General features: G+C 64.7%; 18 protein-coding genes. 13 read left to right on the top strand and 5 right to left on the bottom strand.

Annotation, left to right across the window (positions count from 1 at the left end; genetic code table 11):
• Positions 1-13: 13 nt before the first annotated feature.
• The gene (locus tag IVB40_RS02100; RefSeq protein ID WP_196236584.1) at positions 14-286 is read left to right on the top strand and encodes a GlsB/YeaQ/YmgE family stress response membrane protein; all 273 of its coding nucleotides are present in this window, start codon (positions 14-16) and stop codon (positions 284-286) included.
• 180 nt (positions 287-466) lie between these two features.
• Here IVB40_RS02100 and IVB40_RS02095 read toward each other — a convergent pair whose 3' ends face one another.
• Positions 467-1,252, bottom strand: a complete 786-nt coding sequence (locus IVB40_RS02095; RefSeq protein ID WP_247817974.1) for an SDR family oxidoreductase — start codon at positions 1,250-1,252, stop codon at positions 467-469.
• 236 nt (positions 1,253-1,488) lie between these two features.
• On the opposite strand from IVB40_RS02095, the gene IVB40_RS02090 reads away from it, so the two are divergent.
• From IVB40_RS02090 to IVB40_RS02080, 3 genes are read left to right on the top strand one after another with little or no spacing between them, the layout of a single operon-like run.
• On the top strand, positions 1,489-2,553 hold the full coding sequence (locus IVB40_RS02090; RefSeq protein WP_027567947.1) for an acyl-CoA dehydrogenase family protein: 1,065 nt from the start codon (positions 1,489-1,491) through the stop codon (positions 2,551-2,553).
• A 17-nt stretch (positions 2,554-2,570) separates the two neighbouring features.
• On the top strand, positions 2,571-3,731 hold the full coding sequence (locus tag IVB40_RS02085) for an acyl-CoA dehydrogenase family protein (RefSeq protein WP_008133127.1): 1,161 nt from the start codon (positions 2,571-2,573) through the stop codon (positions 3,729-3,731).
• A 15-nt stretch (positions 3,732-3,746) separates the two neighbouring features.
• A complete protein-coding gene (locus tag IVB40_RS02080) occupies positions 3,747-4,565 on the top strand; it encodes an enoyl-CoA hydratase/isomerase family protein (RefSeq protein WP_247817973.1) in 819 nt (272 codons plus the stop codon).
• A 177-nt stretch (positions 4,566-4,742) separates the two neighbouring features.
• On the opposite strand, the gene IVB40_RS02075 is transcribed toward IVB40_RS02080, so the two are convergent.
• The 3 genes from IVB40_RS02075 to IVB40_RS02065 all read right to left on the bottom strand — a co-directional run bounded on the left by IVB40_RS02075 (position 4,743) and on the right by IVB40_RS02065 (position 7,617).
• The gene (locus IVB40_RS02075; protein WP_247283050.1) at positions 4,743-5,492 is read right to left on the bottom strand and encodes a hypothetical protein; all 750 of its coding nucleotides are present in this window, start codon (positions 5,490-5,492) and stop codon (positions 4,743-4,745) included.
• Between the two features lie 2 nt (positions 5,493-5,494).
• Positions 5,495-6,286: an enoyl-CoA hydratase gene (locus tag IVB40_RS02070; protein ID WP_247817972.1), complete on the bottom strand. Its 792-nt coding sequence runs from the start codon at positions 6,284-6,286 to the stop codon at positions 5,495-5,497.
• Positions 6,287-6,411: 125 nt separating this feature from the next.
• Positions 6,412-7,617 (bottom strand): ABC transporter substrate-binding protein, encoded by a 1,206-nt coding sequence (locus IVB40_RS02065; protein ID WP_247817971.1) that lies wholly within the window; start codon positions 7,615-7,617, stop codon positions 6,412-6,414.
• Between the two features lie 270 nt (positions 7,618-7,887).
• Here IVB40_RS02065 and IVB40_RS02060 point away from each other — a divergent pair, with 270 nt between their 5' ends.
• Entirely contained in the window at positions 7,888-8,733 is an 846-nt protein-coding gene (locus IVB40_RS02060) for a thermonuclease family protein (RefSeq protein WP_247819645.1), read from the top strand.
• Between the two features lie 134 nt (positions 8,734-8,867).
• Positions 8,868-10,259, top strand: a complete 1,392-nt coding sequence (locus IVB40_RS02055; RefSeq protein WP_247819644.1) for a M48 family metalloprotease — start codon at positions 8,868-8,870, stop codon at positions 10,257-10,259.
• 122 nt (positions 10,260-10,381) lie between these two features.
• On the opposite strand, the gene IVB40_RS02050 is transcribed toward IVB40_RS02055, so the two are convergent.
• Positions 10,382-11,707, bottom strand: a complete 1,326-nt coding sequence (locus IVB40_RS02050; RefSeq protein WP_027567954.1) for an MFS transporter — start codon at positions 11,705-11,707, stop codon at positions 10,382-10,384.
• Positions 11,708-11,889: 182 nt separating this feature from the next.
• Here IVB40_RS02050 and cyoA point away from each other — a divergent pair, with 182 nt between their 5' ends.
• Genes cyoA through IVB40_RS02015 form a run of 7 tightly spaced genes read left to right on the top strand, consistent with a single transcriptional unit; the run spans position 11,890 to position 18,823 of the window.
• Entirely contained in the window at positions 11,890-13,050 is a 1,161-nt protein-coding gene (gene cyoA, locus IVB40_RS02045) for a ubiquinol oxidase subunit II (protein WP_247432450.1), read from the top strand.
• An 11-nt stretch (positions 13,051-13,061) separates the two neighbouring features.
• On the top strand, positions 13,062-15,059 hold the full coding sequence (cyoB, locus tag IVB40_RS02040; RefSeq protein ID WP_247405786.1) for a cytochrome o ubiquinol oxidase subunit I: 1,998 nt from the start codon (positions 13,062-13,064) through the stop codon (positions 15,057-15,059).
• The gene (gene cyoC, locus IVB40_RS02035) at positions 15,060-15,689 is read left to right on the top strand and encodes a cytochrome o ubiquinol oxidase subunit III (RefSeq protein WP_247817970.1); all 630 of its coding nucleotides are present in this window, start codon (positions 15,060-15,062) and stop codon (positions 15,687-15,689) included. It abuts the gene before it with no gap.
• Entirely contained in the window at positions 15,686-16,078 is a 393-nt protein-coding gene (gene cyoD, locus IVB40_RS02030) for a cytochrome o ubiquinol oxidase subunit IV (protein WP_247817969.1), read from the top strand. The genes cyoC and cyoD overlap by 4 nt, the downstream gene beginning before the upstream one ends.
• Before the next feature lie 13 nt (positions 16,079-16,091).
• Entirely contained in the window at positions 16,092-16,952 is an 861-nt protein-coding gene (locus IVB40_RS02025; RefSeq protein ID WP_247817968.1) for an SURF1 family protein, read from the top strand.
• The gene (locus IVB40_RS02020) at positions 16,924-18,300 is read left to right on the top strand and encodes an ATP-binding protein (RefSeq protein ID WP_247817967.1); all 1,377 of its coding nucleotides are present in this window, start codon (positions 16,924-16,926) and stop codon (positions 18,298-18,300) included. Before IVB40_RS02025 ends, IVB40_RS02020 begins: the two co-directional genes overlap by 29 nt.
• Positions 18,290-18,823, top strand: a complete 534-nt coding sequence (locus IVB40_RS02015; protein ID WP_027515183.1) for a response regulator transcription factor — start codon at positions 18,290-18,292, stop codon at positions 18,821-18,823. Before IVB40_RS02020 ends, IVB40_RS02015 begins: the two co-directional genes overlap by 11 nt.
• Positions 18,824-18,860 lie beyond the last annotated feature (37 nt).

Raw genomic sequence — 18,860 nt, 5'->3', positions numbered from 1 at the left:
GGGAAGCACGGACATGAGCATGGGTGGCTTGTTGTGGATCATCGTCGTCGGCTTCGTCGCCGGCCTCATCGCGCGTTGGCTGGCGCCGGGACCGAACAATCCGAGCGGCTTCATCCTCACCACCATCCTCGGCATCGCCGGCGCGTTTCTCGCGACCTTCATCGGCCAGGCCATCGGGCACTACAGTCCCGACCAGGGCGCGGGATTCATCATGGCCACCATCGGCGCCGTGGTGGTGCTGTTCATCTGGCACCGGCTGGTGGCGAGCGGCGTGATCAAGGGGTAGCGCGCCAGTGGGAGCTATCAACATACTCGGTGTCGTCCCGGCGAAGGCCGGGACCCATAGCCACCGAATTCAGTTTGGCGAAGACTAGCAATTCCCGGTTTCGCGCCTCACTACCTCTTGTGGTTATGGGTCCCGGCCTTCGCCGGGACGACGCCCGTATTTGCCGCGCTAGCCGCGCCCTCACGTCACCAAATGCATCCCCGCATCCATGCGCACGACCTCGCCGGTCATGTTGCTGGAGGCCGGCATCGCCAGGAAGCAGACGAGCTGCGCGATGTCTTCCGCCGATGATGCGACCTTCAGCGGCACCTTGGCCACGACGCTGTCGCGCACCTGCTTGGCGCCCGCCTCGCCACGGCCTTTGGTGAACCAGGGCGTATCGATATAGCCCGGGCATACCGTGTTGACACGGATCAGCGGCGCCAGCGCGCGCGACAGCGACAGCGTCATCGTGTTGAGCGCGCCCTTGCTCGCGGCGTATGCGATCGACGATCCGACGCCGCTGATGCCGGCGACGGAGGAGATGTTGACCACGGCGGACGGCCGCCCAGAGGCCTTGGCGCCCGCCTCGAGCAGGCTGCGCGCCGCGCGCACCATCTGGAACGGGCCGATGGTGTTGACGCCGTACAGGCGCTGGAAATCTTCCGCCGACAATCCATCGAGATCGGCATGAGCGACATGCTTGGTGGTGCCGGCATTGTTGACGAGCACGTCGAGCCGGCCCCAGGCGCCAGTTGCCGCAACGATCTTGCGGCAATCGTCATCCTTGGAGACGTCGCCCTGCGCGACCAGAACTTCCGGTGAGCCCGCTTTGCGGCACAGCTCAGCGGTCGCCTCCGCTTCCTTCTGGCTCGAGGAATAGTTGATGACGAGCCGCGCTCCGCTCCGTGCGAGAATTTCCGCGGTCGCAGCACCCAGGCCGGAGGCGGACCCCGTCACGACTGCGCACAAACTGTCCTTTGCCATCCGGATTTCCTTCCCCTTGATTGAGTATCGACATTCTGTTTAGCGAGTTTGCCGCGCCCTGCAAATCGAGCAAACTCCGCTAAGCGGAATTAGCTCATCGCCCATGCCCGCGCCGCAGGTTGACCTGCGATCAGCGCTTGTCAGGGCCATGGCTTTTTTGGATCATCGGGCGCAAGAAGAACCTGCGCGTCCGCCCACGGGGCGGGAAGCGCCAATGGCAAAACACGGGGAACGCTGTGGCGGAGAGTGACAATATCGTCGTCGAGACCGCGGAGAAAATCTTCGCCGATCTCGCCGATCCGCAGACCGTCAACAACGACAAGAAGGATTCATGGCAGGCGCCGCTGTGGCAGGCGCTGAGCGAAGCCGGTTTGCCGTTGGCCTGGGTGCCGGACGATCTCGGCGGCTCCGGCGCGAGCCTTGCCGACGGCTTTGCGCTCCTGAACGCCGCCGGCCGTTTCGCCGTCGCGGTTCCCCTGGCCGAAACCATGCTGGCGGGCTGGCTGCTGGCGCAGGCGAAGATCGCATCCCCCGAAGGGGAGATGACGGTGCTGCCGGCGTCGCCCAAGGATCGCATCACCCGCGACGCCGACGGCGCGCTCTCCGGCCGCGCCCGCGGCGTGCCCTTCGCAAAGGCGGCAAAGCACTTCGCAGTGCTGGTCCACGGCAAGGACGGCGCCTCGATCGCGCTGGTCGATGCGAGCAAGGGCCGGATCGAGACCGGGCTCAATGTCGGCTACGACCACAGCGACACCGTCACGCTCGACAAGGTGCAGCCCGTCACCGTCAAGCCCGCCCCGAGCGGCTTTGACCAGACCACAATGATGCTGATGGGCGGCGTCGCGCGCAGCCTTCAGATCGCGGGCGCGCTGGAATCGATGCTCGACATCTCCGTGCGCTATTCCAACGAGCGCGTCGCGTTCGAAAAGAAGATCTCGAAATTCCAGGCCGTGCAGCACAATCTCGCCCGCCTTGCCGGCGAGTCGGCTGCCGCCCTTGCCGCGGCGACCTCCGCGGCCGACGCCATCGCCAATGCAAAGTCGTTCGACGACGCGGTCTATCTCGAAGCCGCCTCGGCAAAGATCCGCTGCGCGGAAGCCGCGGAAAAGGGCGGCGCCATCGCGCATCAGGTTCATGGCGCGATCGGCTTCACCCTGGAGCACATCCTGCACCGTTATTCGTTGCGGGCGCTGGCCTGGCGCGACGATTTCGGTTCGGAAAGCCACTGGGCCGTCGAGCTCGGTAAGCTCATTGCCAACCGCGGCGCCGACGAATTGTGGCCGCTCGTGGCTTCGCGCTGATAAGGGACGAGACAACAATGACCGCTGCCCTTCGTTTCGATCCGATCCGCCTGCCCGAGAAATGCGAGCAGTTGCGCAAGGAAGTGCGCGCCTTCCTCGCGGAGGAAATCGCCGCCGGCACCTTCGATCCGCACAAGCCCAACCGTGAAGACACCGACGCGCCGGAATTTTCCCGCCGGGTCGGCGCCAAGGGTTGGCTCGGCATGACATGGCCGAAAAAATATGGGGGCCAGGAGCGCTCCTTCCTCGAACGTTACGTGGTGACGGAGGAGATGCGCGTCGCCAACGCGCCGACGCGGCGGTTCTTCGTCGCCGACCGCCAGAGCGGGCCGGTGCTGATCAAATACGCGCCAGAGCACATCAAGATGGACATCCTGCCGCGCATTTGCCGCGGCGAGATCTGCTTCGCGATCGGCATGAGCGAGCCGAACTCCGGCTCGGACCTGTTCGCCGCGAAGACGCGCGCGACCAAGACCGACGGCGGCTATCTCATCAACGGCACCAAGATCTGGACCTCGTCGGCGCACATCGCCGACTACATGATCGCGATCTTCCGGACCTCGCAGCCGACCAAGGAAAACCGGCGTCACGGCCTGACCCAGTTCCTGGTCAAGATGAAGCAGCCGGGCATCCAGGTGAACCCGATCGGCCAGATCACCGGCCAGTACGAGTTCAACGAGGTCGTCTTCACCGATTTCTTCGTGCCCGACGATCATGTGCTCGGCGAAGTCGACGGCGCCTGGAAGCAGGCCACCAGCGAGCTCGCTTATGAGCGCTCGGGCCCCGAGCGCTTTCTGGAGACCTATTACGTGCTGACCGAGCTGGTTCGCGCGGTCGGCCCCAATCCGGATACGCGCAGCGCCGAAGGCATCGGCCGGCTGGTGGCGCAGCTCCACACCATGCGGCGCATGTCGGTCTCGGTCGCGGGCATGTTGCAGGCCGGCAAGGAGCCGGTCGTGGAAGCGTCCATCGTCAAGGACATCGGCACGGTGTGGGAGCAGCAGCTGCCGCATCGCGTGCGCGATCTCGCCGCCTTCGTCGAGGAGACCGCGACCAACCGCGAGACGCTGGAGCGGCAGCTCGACTTCGCGATCAAGACCGCGCCGAAACTCACCATCCAGGGCGGCACCACCGAGGTGCTGCGCGGCATCATCGCCCGCGGGCTTGGTCTGCGCTAACTCTCCGAGGACATCATGAGCACTTACAAAGATATCGGCGTCGAGAAAGTTGGTCACGTCGGCACCATCGAGATCCGCCGCCCGCCGCTGAACTTCTTCGACATTTCGCTGATCAACCAGATCGCGGACGCGCTCGACGAGTTCGATCGCGACATCGAGATTCGCGCCTCGGTGCTGTCGGCGCAGGGCAAGGCGTTTTGCGCCGGCGCGAATTTCCAGGATCCGGCACGGCAGGCGCAAGAGGCACGCGAAGCCGACAAGACGGCAAAGGGCGATCCGGCCGACAGCCTCGGGGCGATCAACCATCTCTATATCCAGGCCGTGCGCATCTTCCGCGCCAAGAAGCCGATCGTCGCGGCCGTGCAGGGCGCCGCCATCGGTGGCGGATTGGGCCTCGCGGTCTCGGCGGACTTCCGGGTCACCTGCCCCGAAGCGCGCTTCTCCGCGAACTTTACCAAGCTCGGCTTCCATCCCGGCTTCGGCCTGACCGTGACGCTGCCCGAGCTGATCGGCAAGAACAACGCCGAACTGATGTTCTACACCAGCCGCCGCGTCACCGGCGAGGAAGCCTTCAAATGGGGCCTCGCCAACGAGTTGGTGCCGCAGGACCAGGTCAAGACGGCGGCACTGAAGCTCGCCAGCGAAATCGCCGAATGCTCCCCGCTTGGCATCGTCTCCACCCGCGCCACGATGCGCGCGGGGTTGGCCGACCGCGTCATGGCGGCGACCAATCACGAGCTCGAGGAGCAGACCCGCCTGCGCGCGACGGAAGACTTCAAGGAAGGCGTGAAAGCCACGGAAGAGCGGCGGACGGCGAATTTCAAGGGCAGGTGATTGCGGCAGGGTCGCGCCGCACGCCCTCTCTCAATCCGTCATCCTGAGGTGCGAGTAGCGCGATGCCTAGCATCGCGCTGGGAGCCTCGAAGGATGAGCGGCCCCGCTGGTGGCCGTCGCCCTTCGAGGCTCGCCCAAGAGGCGAGCACCTCAGGGTGACGGATCACTACCAAGCACTCAACTGACGCGGAACGTCACCCCGCCGAGCAAGAACTCGTTGCCCGCCACGGCATGTCCCTTCGCCCTCGCGGCGTGCAACACACCGGCAACATCAGCGACCCGAAACTCCAGCGCGCTCATGATTTCGCTGGCGCCCTTCACGAAACGGAAGGTCGCGTTGGGCAACTTCAGTTCAGCATCGCCGCTCGGCGCAACGCCGATGATCTTGCCCCAATGCTCGGCCAGCCCTTGCGGATCCGGGCTCTGCATTTCCACGCTCGTCAACGCCTGCGTCACGTCCTTGCGGATGAATTTTTGCCAGTCGGGCCCCGCCGGTGGATACGGACCCAAAATGTCGTCGCTGCCTTCGGTGTGGTTGAACTCGATGAAGGCGGCGCGGCAGTCGCGGGGATGGAGCTGCACGCCGTGATAGGGCGCGTGGTCAATGACGTTGGCGGTGCGCACGCCAAGCGCGTTGGCGTTACGACCGCGCTCGTCGGGATCGTTGCAGCAGAAGATCGCCATGTAGCCGCCGCGCCCGCCGCTCTTCTCGATGAAGCGGCCGGCCGTGGTGCCGTCCTTGAACGGCGCGACCACCTCCAGCAGGATCGTGTCGACCGGCAGCAGCGCGTTCTCCAGGCCGTACTTTGCGACATTGCCGTCGCGGTAGCAGACAGCGAGGCCCATGATATCAGCGATATCGGTGATCACGGGCGCGAGCTGCGGCGCGACCAGGCAGATCTGCCGCAACCGCATATAGGGCGCCATCGTCATGCGCCCTTGAAGGTCGGCTTGCGCTTCTCGACGAACGCCTTGGCGGCCTCCTTGTGATCCTCGGTGTCGCTGCAGCGGGTGTGGTGGATCGCCTCGCCGTCGAAGCAATCCTCCAGCGCCAGATGCTCGGCATTGTTGATGTTGCGCTTGATGAAGCCGAGCGCGATCGAGGGCCCCTGTGCCAGCGACAGTGCGAGCTCGTGCGCGGCCGCGTCGATCTCGGCGTCGGGCACGACCTTGGTCACCATGCCGATCGCATGCGCTTCCCTCGCGGAAAGCACCGGCGAGGTCAAATAGAGCTCGCGCGCCCGCGCGCTGCCGAGCAGCTGGGTGAGGAAATAGGTGCCGCCGTAATCGCCGGAGAAGCCGACTTTTGCGAACGCGGTGGTGATCTTGCAGGATTCGGAGGCGACGCGGAGGTCGCACGACAGCGCCATCGACAGACCCGCGCCGGCGGCAGCGCCGTCGAGCTGCGCCACCACGGGTTTTGGCATCTGGTGCAGGATGCGCGACACCTCCATGCCGCGGCGCAGGTTCGCCATCTTCACCTCGAACGGCAGCGGCGCCCGGCCCTCGGCCATCGACTTGACGTCGCCGCCGACGCAGAAGCTGCCGCCCGCGCCCTTGAACAAGACCGCACGCACCTCCGGATCATCAGCCGCGCGCCGTGCCGCCACGACCAGCCCGGCGACCATGTCCGGGTTGAGCGCGTTCTTCCGCTCGGGCCGGTTCATGGTGATGGTGAGCAGCCCGCCTTCGAGCTTCTGCAGGACCATGTCGTTGCTCATGGGACGTCTCCCTTGCTGTTCTTTGCTTCGGTCTATCGACGCTCGTCATTGCGAAGCAATCCAGAAATGTTTCCGCGAAGACAGCCTGGATTGCTTCGTCGCTTCGCTCCTCGCAATGACGAGGTTTATTTCTTCACCAACGGGCAGCGCGACTGCTCCAGGGACTGGAACGCTTCGCTGCCGGGCACGGTGGCGAGCAGCTTGTAGTCGTCCCAGCGGCCCTTGGATTCCGACGGCTTCTTGACCTCGAACAGGTACATGTCGTGCAACATGCGGCCGTCCTCGCGGATCTTGCCGTTCTTGGCGAAGAAGTCGTTGATCGGCGTCTCCTTCATCACTTTCATCACCGTCGCAGCGTCGGTCGTCCCGGCCGCCTTCACCGCTTTCAGATAGTGAGTCACGGAGGAATAGACGCCCGCTTGCGCCGAGGTCGGCGGCCGCTTCATGCGTTCCTGGAAGCGCTTCGAGAACGCGCGGGTGTCGTCGTTGAGATCCCAGTAGAAGGCTTCCGCCAGCAACAGGCCCTGCGCGGTCTCCAGCCCGATCGAGTCGATGTCGGTCACGAAGGCGAGCAGCGGCGAGACCTTCTGGCCGCCCTTGGTGATGCCGAACTCGGCCGCCTGCTTGATGGCGTTGACGGTGTCGCCGCCGGCGTTCGCAAGCCCGATCACCTTTGCCTTCGAGGCTTGGGCCTGGAGCAGGAACGACGAGAAATCCGACGTATTGAGCGGATGGCGCACGCTGCCGAGCACCTTGCCGCCGGTCTTGGTCACGACGGCGCTGGTGTCCTTCTCCAGATCCTGGCCGAAGGCGTAGTCGGCGGTGAGGAAGTACCAGGTGTCGAGGCCGGACTTCACGGCCGCAAGGCCGGTCACATTGGCCTGGCCGTAGGTGTCGAACACGTAGTGAATGGTATAGGGACCGCAGGCCTCGTTGGTGAGGCGGATCGAGCCCGGGCCGTTGAACATGATGATCTTGTTGCGCGCTTTCGCGATCTCGCCGGCGGCGAGCGCGGTCGCGGAGGCCGCGACGTCGTAGATCATCTCGACGCCCTGATTGTCGAGCATGTCGCGAGCGATGTTGGCGGAGAGATCGGCCTTGTTCTGATGGTCGGCAGCCAGAACCTGGATCTTGCGGCCGAGCACCTCGCCGCCAAAGTCCTCCACGGCCATCTTGGCCGCGGTCTCGCTGCCGGGGCCGGTGATGTCGGCATAGAGGCTCGACATGTCGAGAATGCCGCCGATCTTCAGTGGCGGCTTGTCCTGCGCCTGCACGGCGCTTGTACTCAGCGCCAGCGCAGCAGCGAAAATGCCCGACAAAACATGCTTCATGGAAAAGATCTCCCTTATCGCGCCGTACTCTGATGGCGGCTTGGTTATTGCTCTTGGTTAAAGCTGTTGCCTAAAGCTGTTGCCGCAATCATGCCGCATGCACAAGAGCGCAGCAAGCGCGAGCTGCGACGCAGGTCGCGCTTGTATCGCGCGTTTTCCGCAAAACGGAATGGCTCGGTCAGGATAAACGTTTGTCCGTCATTGCGAGCGCAGCGAAGCAATCCAGAGTCCCTCCATGGAAAGATTCTGGATTGCTTCGCTGCGCTCGCAATGACCGCGTGTGAGGAAGGCTCTTCGCGACACGCCGCGCTTGAGTTAAAACTGGTGCGTAACGCAACCTCACCGGGCAACGTGACCCAACGGCTTCACCTGATCGCAATCCTTCTCTTCGCGGGTCAGAGCGCATTCGCGAGCCCGTGCCAGTTCGAGTCCCAGGGCGAAGGCCGCGTCGCCGCGATCGATGCGCGCAGTCTGCGTCTCGATGACGGCCGGGAAATCCGCTTGACCGGCATCGAGCCGACCGCGACCACGAAGCAGGCGCTGACCACGCTGCTCGTCGGTCGCGACGTTATTTTGCGCAGCGCTGACGACACGCCCGACCGCTATGGCCGTCAGGGCGCGCTGGTCTTTGTCGGCGAGGGTGACATCTCCGTGCAGGCGACGCTCCTCGCCCAGGGCGACGCCATCGTCTCCGCCGAGATCGCCGATAAGGACTGCGCGGCCGCCCTGATGGCGTCGGAGGCCGAGGCGAGGCGCCAAAAAAAGGGCAGCTGGGCTGACCCGTCGGCCATAAAAAACGCGGAAAGTCCGGACGATATTTTGGCGGGGATCGGGCGTTTTGTGGTGGTCGAGGGCAAAGTCCTGTCGGTCCGGCAAGCTGGGGCAATGACCTACCTCAACTTCGGACGGAACTGGACACGCGGCTTCGCCGTGACTATTTCAAAGCGCATGGTACCCGCGTTCGAAGGCGCCGGGATCGTCCTTAAGTCTCTGGAAAATAAACGTATTCGTGTCCGGGGCTGGGCTGAGGGGAATACGGGGCCGCGTATCGATGTACGCCTCGTGGGACAGATCGAGTTGCTGGGCGCAAACGAGCCGACAGGGGTAAGGCCCTAAAAGGGGCCAGGCACGGGTTAAGCGACGTGAATGGGGTGCTAGGACGGCACGGACGAGGTGAACGCCGCCGCCTGCGGGCAGCGCCGGCTGCGCTATGCCTCGTGCTGGGTTCAGCCCTCGCCGGCTGCGGCGATATGGGCCGGTTCCAGACCGCGGCGGCCCCGCCGACCGTCGCGATGCCCAAGCCGAAGCCGGCCGTCGCGCAGACCCCCGCCACCGAGAAGGAGCACGAGCGCATCCTGGCGAGCTATGGCGGCACCTACGACGACCCCAAGCTCGAATCGCTCGTCACCAAGACCGTCGACCGGCTGGTCGCGGCGTCCGACCGCCCCGATCAGGGTTACCGGGTCACGATCCTCAATTCCGGCGCGGTGAACGCCTTCGCGCTGCCGAACGGTCAGCTCTATGTCACGCGCGGCCTTCTTGCGCTGGCGAGCGATACGTCGGAATTGTCCTCCGTGCTCAGCCACGAGATGGCGCATGTGCTGTCCAAGCACGCCGCGATGCGTGAGGACCAGGCCCGCCAGGCGGCGATCGTCACCCGCGTCGTCACCGACATGAGCAACGATCCCGATCTCACCGCGCTCGCGCTCGCCAAGACCAAGCTGACGATGGCGAGCTTTTCGCGCAATCAGGAGTTCGAGGCCGACGGCGTCGGCGTCGGCATCTCCGCCAAGGCCCATTTCGACCCTTATGGTGCCGCACGCTTTCTCTCGGCGATGGAGCGCAATGCCGAGCTGAAGGTCGGCAAGACTTCGCTCGATCCGCGCGCGCAGGATTTCACCTCGTCGCATCCGGCAACGCCCGAGCGCGTGCAGAACGCGCAGACCATCGCGCGGCAATACGCAGCGCCAGAGGGCGGCGAGCGCGACCGCGAGACCTATCTCGCCGCGATCGACAATCTCGTCTACGGCGAAGACCCCAGCGAAGGTTTTGTCCGCGGCCGGCGCTTCCTGCATCCGAAGCTCGGCTTCACCTTCCAGGCGCCGGACAATTTCACGCTCGACAACACCGCGCAGGCCGTGATCGGCGTGCGCGACGGCGGCTCGCAGGCGATGCGGTTCGACGTCGTGCGGGTGCCGGCCGAACAGTCGCTCGGCGATTACCTGAATTCCGGCTGGATGGAGGGCGTCGAGAAGGCCTCCACCGAGGACATCACTATCAACGGTTTTCCGGCTGCGTCCGCGACCGCGAAAGGTGACCAGTGGCAGTTCAAGGTCTATGCGTTGCGCTTCGGCAGCGACGTCTACCGCTTCATCTTCGCGGCCCGGCAGAAATCGACCGAGAGCGAGCGCAATGCGCGCGAGACCGTCGGTTCATTCCGCCGGCTGACGCTCGACGAGATCCAGGCCGCGCGCCCGCTGCGCATCAAGGTCATCACCGTGCAGCCCGGCGACACCGTGGAATCGCTCTCCCACCGCATGGCCGGCGTCGACCACCCCGCCGAGCGTTTTCGCGTCCTCAACGGGCTCGATCGCAACGCGCAGGTGAAGGTGCGCGATCGTGTGAAGGTCGTGGCGGATTGACATACACTAAACTGCCGTAGGGCGGGCAAAGCGAAGCGTGCCCACCATTTCCAGTCAGGATTGTCGAAAGGTGGTGGGCACGGCGCTTACGCGCCTTTGCCCACCCTTCAAGCTCCGCCCGATCAGCGCCCCGCATCCATATCGCCGGCCTCGCGCTGGCCGCTGAGCCAGAGCGCAAGCAAGGTCCAGAACGCCCCTGACAGCAGGTACGCACCCGAGGCGATGACGCCGAGATTGGTGGCAAGCAGCAGAGCGACCAACGGTGCAAAGCCGGCGCCGAACAGCCAGGCCATGTCGGAGGTCAGCGCCGAGGCCGTGTAGCGATACGCTTGCTTGAAGTTCGATGCGATCGCACCCGACGACTGGCCGAACGACAGACCGAGCAGGATGAAGCCGATCACCATGTAGATGGTCTCGCCGAACGCGCCGGCATCGAGCAGCTGCGGGGCAAAGCCGCTGTAGATCGCAATCGCAATCGCCGATCCCATCAGCAGCGACTTGCGGCCGACGCGGTCGGCGATGACGCCGGAGAGCACGATCGCGCCGACGCCGAACACGGCGGCGACGATCTCGATGATCAGGAAGCGCACCGGGCTTTCGCGCGTGAACAGGAACACCCAGGACAGCGGAAACACCGTAACCATGTGGAACAGCGCGAAGCTTGCCAACGGCGCGAACGCACCGAGCATGATGTTCTGGCCTTCGCGCGCCACCGTCTCGGAGATGCGCGAGGGCTGCAACTCGCGGGTCTCGAACAGCGAGGCATATTCTTCCGTCGTCACCATGCGCAGGCGCGCGAACAGCGCCACGACGTTGATGGCAAAGGCGACGAAGAACGGATAGCGCCAGCCCCAATCGAAGAAATCGTCGGCCGAGAGATTCCCAGCGAAATAGGCGAACAGGCCGCTCGCCACGATCAGACCGAGCGGCGCGCCAAGCTGCGGCACCATCGCGTACCAGCCGCGCTGCGAAGGCGGCGCGTTCAGAGCCAGCAGCGAGGCCATGCCGTCCCAGGCGCCGCCCCAGGCCAGACCCTGTGCGATGCGCGCCAGCGCCAGCAGCCAGATCGCGGCAGCGCCGATCTCGTGATAGCCGGGCAGGAACGCGATCGCGACGGTGGCGGTGCCGAGCAGAAACAGCGCCGAGATCAGCTTGGCCGTCTTGCCGTACCCGCGGTCGACCGTCATGAAAATGACGGTGCCGATCGGCCGGGCCATGAAGGCCAGCGCGAAAACCATGAAGGAATAGAGGGTGCCGGTCAGTTCGCTCGTGAACGGAAACACCAGGCGCGGGAAGACGATCACCGAGGCGATCGCAAAGACGAAGAAGTCGAAGAATTCCGAGGTGCGGCCGATGATGACGCCGATAGCGATCTCGCCGGGACTGGCCTGGTCGTGGCCGTGCTCGCCCGAGTGGTCTGCCATTGCGGGGGTCTGTGCCGTCGCCATTCGTGCGCCCTTAACGTCCTGAAAACCAAAGCCGACCGCCCGGCGAGGCGCCAGGCAATCTAGCCCTGTCTGGCGCAACATCCCGCACCGCAACATTGGACAAATTGTCCAATGTCCGGATTGCTGCGCCGCAGCTACCCCTTGGCCTCGCAAAAGAAACTCATTCTCATAAGGCTCGGCCCGTGTCCCGTTTCAAGATCCTGGCGCTGCTACCCCTGGTGGTTGCGCTCAGCGGCTGCAACTACGTCGTGCTGGCGCCGGCCGGCGATATCGCAGCGCAACAGCGCGACCTCGTCATCATCTCCACCGTCCTGATGCTCCTGATTGTCGTCCCCGTGATGGCGCTGACGGTGCTGTTCGCCTGGCGCTACCGCCAGTCCAACACCGACGCCCGCTACGAGCCGGAATGGGACCACTCGACCAGCCTCGAGCTGGTGATCTGGTCGGCGCCGCTCTTGATCATCGTTTGCCTGGGCGCGCTGACCTGGATGGGCACGCATCTGCTCGACCCCTATCGCACGCTCGGCCGCATCCATGCCGACCGCGCCGTGGACCAATCCAAGGCCCCGCTCGAGGTCGACGTCGTCGCACTCGACTGGAAGTGGCTCTTTATCTATCCGGACTACGGCATCGCCACCGTCAACGATCTGGCAGCTCCGGTCGATCGCCCCATCAATTTCCGCATCACCGCGTCCTCGGTGATGAACTCGTTCTACATCCCCGCGTTGGCCGGCCAGATCTACGCGATGCCGGGCATGGAGACCAAGCTCCACGCCGTCGTGAACCACGCCGGCACCTACCGGGGCTTTTCCGCGAACTACAGCGGCGCCGGCTTTTCCGGCATGCACTTCAACTTCCAGGGTCTCGATGACAAGGGCTTTGACGCCTGGATCGCCAGCGCCAAGTCCGGCGGCGGCTCGCTCGGCCGCGCCGAGTATCTCCAGCTCGAAAAGCCCAGCCAGAACGAGCCGGTGCGGCGCTACGGCACGGTCGATTCCGATCTCTACCGCCTGATCCTCAACATGTGCGTCGAGACCGGCAAGATGTGCCAGAGCGAGATGATGGCGATCGACGCCAAGGGCGGCCTCGGCCATGAGGGCCTGAACAACACCCTGCCGCTGGCCTACGACAAGTACGCCCGCCGCGGCACGGCGCTTGGCCCGGAGCCGACCTTCGTCGCCGGCACCTGCACGCCCGATGCGCCGCAGGGCAGGACCACCGCCTCCATCACGGCACCTGTCGACACCGCGCCGCTGCTCGGCGCCGGCCTGAAGCGGCCAACTTTCACGCCGCTGAAGTCCTCGTCCTTCTTCCTCGGACAACGTCCGAAGTCAGATTCGTAAAGAGATCCCGCATGTCTCCTGATCTTCTCAAGCTCATCTTCGGCCGGCTCACCTTCGAATCGCTGCCGCTGCACGAGCCGATCGTCGTCGGCACCTTTGCCGTGGTGGCGACCGGCGGCCTCATCATGCTTGCCGGCCTGACCTATTTCCGCGTCTGGGGTTATCTCTGGAGCGAATGGTTCACCAGCGTCGACCACAAGCGTATCGGCATCATGTACATGATCCTCGGCATCGTGATGCTGCTGCGCGGCTTCGCCGACGCGCTGATGATGCGATTGCAGCAGGCGCTCGCCTTCGGCGGCTCCGAGGGTTACCTCAATTCCCATCACTACGACCAGGTCTTCACCGCCCACGGCGTGATCATGATCTTCTTCGTGGCGATGCCGCTGGTCACCGGCCTGATGAACTTCGTCGTGCCGCTCCAGATCGGCGCGCGCGACGTGTCGTTCCCGTTCCTGAACAATTTCAGCTTCTGGATGACGGTCGGCGGCGCGGTGCTGGTGATGGCCTCGCTGTTCATCGGCGAATTCGCCCGCACCGGCTGGCTGGCTTATCCGCCGCTGTCGAACATCGGCTACAGTCCGGATGTCGGCGTCGACTATTACATATGGGGCTTACAGGTCGCGGGCGTCGGAACGACATTGTCCGGCATCAACCTGATCTGCACCATCGTCAAGCTGCGATGCCCCGGCATGACCATGATGCGGATGCCGGTGTTCACCTGGACCGCGCTCTGCACCAACGTACTGATCGTCGCTTCCTTCCCGGTTCTGACCGTCGTGCTCGCGCTGCTCTCGCTCGACCGCTACGTCGGCACCAACTTCTTCACCAACGATTTCGGCGGCAGCCCGATGATGTACGTGAACCTGATCTGGATCTGGGGGCATCCCGAGGTCTACATCCTGGTTCTCCCCGCCTTCGGCATCTTCTCGGAAGTGACCTCGACCTTCTCGGGCAAGCGGCTGTTCGGCTACACCTCGATGGTCTACGCCACGGTGGTCATCACCATCCTGTCGTACCTGGTCTGGCTGCACCACTTCTTCACGATGGGGTCGGGCGCCAGCGTCAACTCCTTCTTCGGCATCACCACGATGATCATCTCGATCCCGACGGGCGCGAAGATGTTCAACTGGCTGTTCACGATGTATCGCGGCCGCATCCGCTTCGAGCTGCCGATGATGTGGACGATCGCGTTCATGCTGACCTTCGTGCTCGGCGGCATGACCGGCGTGCTGCTTGCGGTGCCGCCGGCCGACTTCGTCCTGCACAACAGCTTGTTCCTGATCGCGCACTTCCACAACGTGATCATCGGCGGCGTCGTGTTCGGCGCGTTCGCCGGTATCGGCTACTGGTTCCCGAAGGCATTCGGCTTCAAGCTCGATCCGTTCTGGGGCAAGCTGTCGTTCTGGTTCTGGGTCACGGGCTTCTACCTCGCCTTCATGCCACTCTATGTCCTCGGTCTGATGGGCGTGACCCGCCGGCTCCGTGTGTTCGACGACCCGAGCCTGCAGATCTGGTTCATCGTCGCCGGCATCGGCGCCTTCCTGGTCTTCCTCGGGATCCTCTCGATGCTGATGCAGTTCGCGGTCAGCTTCCTCAGGCGCGAGCAGCTCAAGGACGTCACCGGCGATCCCTGGGATGCGCGTACGCTGGAATGGGCGACCTCCTCGCCGCCGCCGGCCTACAACTTCGCCTTCACCCCCGTCGTTCACGACAATGACGCGTGGTGGGACATGAAGAGGCGCGGTTATCAGCGCCCGCTCACCGGGTTCAAGCCGATCCACATGCCCAGCAGCACCGGCACCGGCATCATCCTGGCCGGCTTCGCTACCGCGATGGGATTCGGCCTGATCTGGTACATCTGGTGGCTGGCGGCCGCGAGCTTCATCGCGATGCTCGCCGTCGGCATCGGTCACACCTTCAACTATCACCGCGATTTCGACATTCCGGCCGAGGACGTCATCCGGGCCGAGGACGCGCGCACCAAACTGCTCGCCGGAGCCAAGTAAATGACTGTCGCTGTCAATCCCACGCAAACCGGCGAGCCGACCTTCTACCTCGCCGACGAACAGCCGCATCCGGAAGGTTACAGCACCTCGCTCGGCTTCTGGATCTATCTGATGAGCGACTGTCTCATCTTCGCGATCCTGTTCGCCACCTTCGGCGTGCTCGGCGGCAATTACGCCGCCGGTCCCGCGCCGAAAGATTTGTTCGAGCTGCCGCTGGTCGCGGTGAACACCTCGATGCTGCTGCTGTCCTCGATCACGTATGGCTTCGCCATGCTGACGATGCAGCAGAACAAGATCGCGCAGACCCAGATCTGGCTGGCGATCACCGGCCTGTTCGGCGCCGCCTTCATCGGCATCGAGCTGTCCGAGTTCGCCCACATGATCCATGAGGGCGCGACGCCGCAGCGCAGCGCCTTCCTGTCCGCCTTCTTCACCCTGGTCGGCACCCACGGCCTGCACGTCACCTGCGGCCTGATCTGGCTGGTGACCCTGATGGTGCAGGTCTGGAAGTTCGGCCTGATCGAGGCCAACCGCCGCCGCCTGATGTGCCTGTCGATGTTCTGGCACTTCCTGGACGTGGTCTGGATCGGCGTCTTCACCTTCGTCTATCTCCTGGGAGTTCTGCGATGAACACCGATACTCACGCCGCCCATGCGGGCGATCATCACCACGGCGACAGCCACGCGCAAGCCCACGCCCACGGCTCGTTCTCGACTTATATGCTTGGCTTCGTGCTCTCGGTCGTGCTCACCGCGATCCCGTTCTGGCTGGTGATGAGCGGCGCGCTTCCGAGCAAGCAGATCACCGCGCTCGTGATCATGACCTTCGCGGTCGTGCAGATCGTCGTGCACATGATCTACTTCCTGCACATGAACACGACGTCCGAGAACGGCTGGAGCATGATGGCGCTAATCTTCACCATCGTCATGGTGGTGATCGCGCTGTCGGGTTCGCTGTGGGTGATGAACCACCTCAACAGCAACATGATGCCGATCCACCAGATGACCGGGATGAAATGAGCGAGGCTCTGAAGTGAGCAAGACCCGGACCGTGACGAGCAAGGCAAACGGGGCGCACCGCGACGCTGCGCGCCCGCCCTTGTGGCTCGCGGTCCTCTCGCTCACGGCCTTTGCGCTTCTGATCGCGCTCGGCGTCTGGCAGATCGAGCGCCGCGCCTGGAAGCTGGCGCTGATCGAGCGCGTCGAGCAGCGCGTTCATGCTCCGGCCCAGCCGATCCCCTCGCCGGCGACATGGCCCACCGTCTCCGCCGCGAACGACGAGTACAGGCACGTCAGCGTCACCGGCCATTTCCTGCATGACCGCGAGACGCTGGTTCAGGCCATCACCGAAGAAGGCCCGGGCTATTGGGTGCTGACGCCGCTTCAGCGTAGCGACGGCACGCTGGTCCTGGTCAACCGCGGCTTCGTGCCGTCCGAGCGGCGCGACGCCTCGACGCGCCGGGACGGCAATCCGCAAGGCCCGGTCGAGATCACCGGCCTGTTGCGCGTGACGGAGCCAAAAGGCGGATTCCTCAGGACCAACGTGCCGGAGCACAATCGCTGGTACTCGCGGGATGTCGCCGCGATTGCGGCGGCACGCGGCCTCGACCACGTCGCGCCCTTTTTCATCGATGCCGACGCTCGATCACAATCCGGCAGCAGCCCAATCGGCGGATTGACCGTGATCAGCTTTCCCAATAACCACCTGATCTACGCGCTGACGTGGTTTGCCCTGGCTTTCATGCTGGCCGGTAAACTTTTCGTCACATTCGGCGGCGGGCTGTTCCGCCGCAAGGAGCCCTGGAGCGGCTTCGTCCACGAAGCGGCCGGCGGTTCTGATGCCGTCGCCCGCAGGACGGGATCAGATGCTGGAACGTTCGTCGAGCCCACCTGACGAAAGGACGCATGACGCCGTCACGCTGCAATCGCAGGCGGACGCGCGCAGCGAGCTGATCGGCGCTGCGCCGACCGACGACGAGACCAACCGCAAGAACATGGCGCTGCTGATCCAGCTGCGCTGGACCGCAGTGGTCGGCCAGATCGTGACCATCGGCGGCGTGCATGTCTGGCTCGGCATTCCCCTGCCCCTCACCCGGATGAGCGCGGTGATCGGCGCCCTGATATTTCTCAACATCTCCAGCCTGGTCTGGGTGCGCCATCGCGCCGCGATCACCAACAACGAGCTGCTCGTCGCCCTCATGCTGGACGTCGCCGCGCTGACCGCGCAGCTTTACCTCAGCGGCGGCGCCACCAATCCCTTCACCTCGCTGTTCCTGCTTCAGGTGACGCTGGGCGCCGTGCTGCTCGATGGCCGCTCGACCTGGTCGCTGGTCGCGCTGACCTGCGCGAGCTTCGTCTGGCTGACCGTCGCCTATCGGCCGCTCGAGCTGCCGCCGAACCCGCTGAGCGAGACCTACACGCTCACGGTCGCCGGCATGCTGCTGGGCTTCGTGCTCAACGCCGTGCTGCTGGTGGTGTTCGTCACCCGCATCAACAGGAATTTGCGCGAGCGCGACGCGCATCTGGCGGCGCTGCGCCAGCATGCCGCCGAGCAGGATCATATCGTGCGCATGGGCCTGCTCGCCTCCGGCGCGGCGCACGAGCTCGGCACGCCGCTCGCCTCGCTCTCGGTCATCCTCGGCGACTGGCGCCGCATGCCCGACCTCGCCGCCGATCAGGAGCTGGCCGAGGACCTGGCGGAGATGGAGACCTCGCTGCAACGCTGCAAGTCGATCGTGACGGGCATCCTGGTCTCAGCGGGCGAGGCCCGCGGCGAAGGATCGTCGCCGACGACGGTTGCGGCTTTCGTCACCGCGCTGGTGGAGGAGTGGCGCGACGCGCGCTCGGCGCGCACGCTGTATTTCGTCAACACCTTCGGCGAAGACGTCGCGATCGTCTCGGACGTCGCGCTGAAGCAGGTGATCTTCAACGTGCTCGACAACGCCTACGAGGTCTCGCGCGACTGGGTCGAGCTCGTTGCCGGGCGCGAGGGCGACAATCTCGTGCTGTCGATCAGCGATCGCGGCCCCGGTTTTGCGCCGGAGATGCTGGCACAAATCGGAAAACCTTATCAGTCGAGCAAGGGCCGCGCCGGCGGCGGGCTCGGCCTGTTCCTGGTGGTGAACGTGGTGCGCAAGTTAGGGGGCAGCGTGACCGCCGAGAACCACAGGAAGCGCGGCGCCACGGTGCGCCTCACGCTGCCGCTCGCAACGCTGGCGATCGGAGGCAGCTTTGACGCCTGACCGTTCGCTCATCGTCGTCGAGGACGATGCCGGCTTCGCGCGCACCCTGAAGCGTTCGTTCGAGCGCCGCGACTACGAGGTCGTGCTCGCCGCCTCAATCGAGGAGGTGCGGAAAGTCCTGGAGGAGCGATCGTTCGGCTATGCCGTCGTCGACCTCAAGCTCGGCGGCGCTTCGGGGCTGGCCTGCGTCGAGCTTTTGCACACGCACGATCCGGAGATGTTGATCGTGGTGCTGACGGGCTTTGCCAGCATCTCCACCGCGGTCGAGGCCATCAAGCTCGGCGCATGCCACTATCTGGCCAAGCCGTCGAACACCGACGACATCGAGGCCGCCTTCAACAAGGCTGCAGGCAATGCCGAGGTCGCACTCGACGCCCGGCCGACATCGATCAAAACGCTGGAATGGGAACGCATCCACCAGACGCTGATCGAGACCGACTTCAACATCTCGGAGGCGGCGAGGCGGCTCGGGATGCACCGGCGCACGCTGGCAAGGAAGCTCGAGAAGCGGCCGGTGAAGTGAGGAGGAGCGGATCGAAGCCGCTCCTCCTCTCCACTGG

This window comes from Bradyrhizobium sp. 40 (assembly GCF_023100925.1).
Classification (GTDB): Bacteria; Pseudomonadota; Alphaproteobacteria; order Rhizobiales; family Xanthobacteraceae; genus Bradyrhizobium.
This window is presented reverse-complemented; position numbering and strand designations above follow the sequence as displayed.

Coding starts and splice junctions, on each gene's coding strand:
- IVB40_RS02020 (WP_247817967.1), top strand. CDS start 16,924: ATGCTGGAACGTTCGTCGAGCCCACCTGACGAAAGGACGCATGACGCC.
- IVB40_RS02055 (WP_247819644.1), top strand. CDS start 8,868: ATGGGCCGGTTCCAGACCGCGGCGGCCCCGCCGACCGTCGCGATGCCC.
- cyoC (WP_247817970.1), top strand. CDS start 15,060: ATGACTGTCGCTGTCAATCCCACGCAAACCGGCGAGCCGACCTTCTAC.
- IVB40_RS02065 (WP_247817971.1), bottom strand. CDS start 7,617: ATGAAGCATGTTTTGTCGGGCATTTTCGCTGCTGCGCTGGCGCTGAGT.
- IVB40_RS02060 (WP_247819645.1), top strand. CDS start 7,888: ATGACCGCGTGTGAGGAAGGCTCTTCGCGACACGCCGCGCTTGAGTTA.
- IVB40_RS02070 (WP_247817972.1), bottom strand. CDS start 6,286: ATGAGCAACGACATGGTCCTGCAGAAGCTCGAAGGCGGGCTGCTCACC.
- cyoB (WP_247405786.1), top strand. CDS start 13,062: ATGTCTCCTGATCTTCTCAAGCTCATCTTCGGCCGGCTCACCTTCGAA.
- IVB40_RS02085 (WP_008133127.1), top strand. CDS start 2,571: ATGACCGCTGCCCTTCGTTTCGATCCGATCCGCCTGCCCGAGAAATGC.
- IVB40_RS02075 (WP_247283050.1), bottom strand. CDS start 5,492: ATGGCGCCCTATATGCGGTTGCGGCAGATCTGCCTGGTCGCGCCGCAG.
- cyoD (WP_247817969.1), top strand. CDS start 15,686: ATGAACACCGATACTCACGCCGCCCATGCGGGCGATCATCACCACGGC.
- IVB40_RS02080 (WP_247817973.1), top strand. CDS start 3,747: ATGAGCACTTACAAAGATATCGGCGTCGAGAAAGTTGGTCACGTCGGC.
- IVB40_RS02050 (WP_027567954.1), bottom strand. CDS start 11,707: ATGGCGACGGCACAGACCCCCGCAATGGCAGACCACTCGGGCGAGCAC.
- IVB40_RS02100 (WP_196236584.1), top strand. CDS start 14: ATGAGCATGGGTGGCTTGTTGTGGATCATCGTCGTCGGCTTCGTCGCC.
- IVB40_RS02095 (WP_247817974.1), bottom strand. CDS start 1,252: ATGGCAAAGGACAGTTTGTGCGCAGTCGTGACGGGGTCCGCCTCCGGC.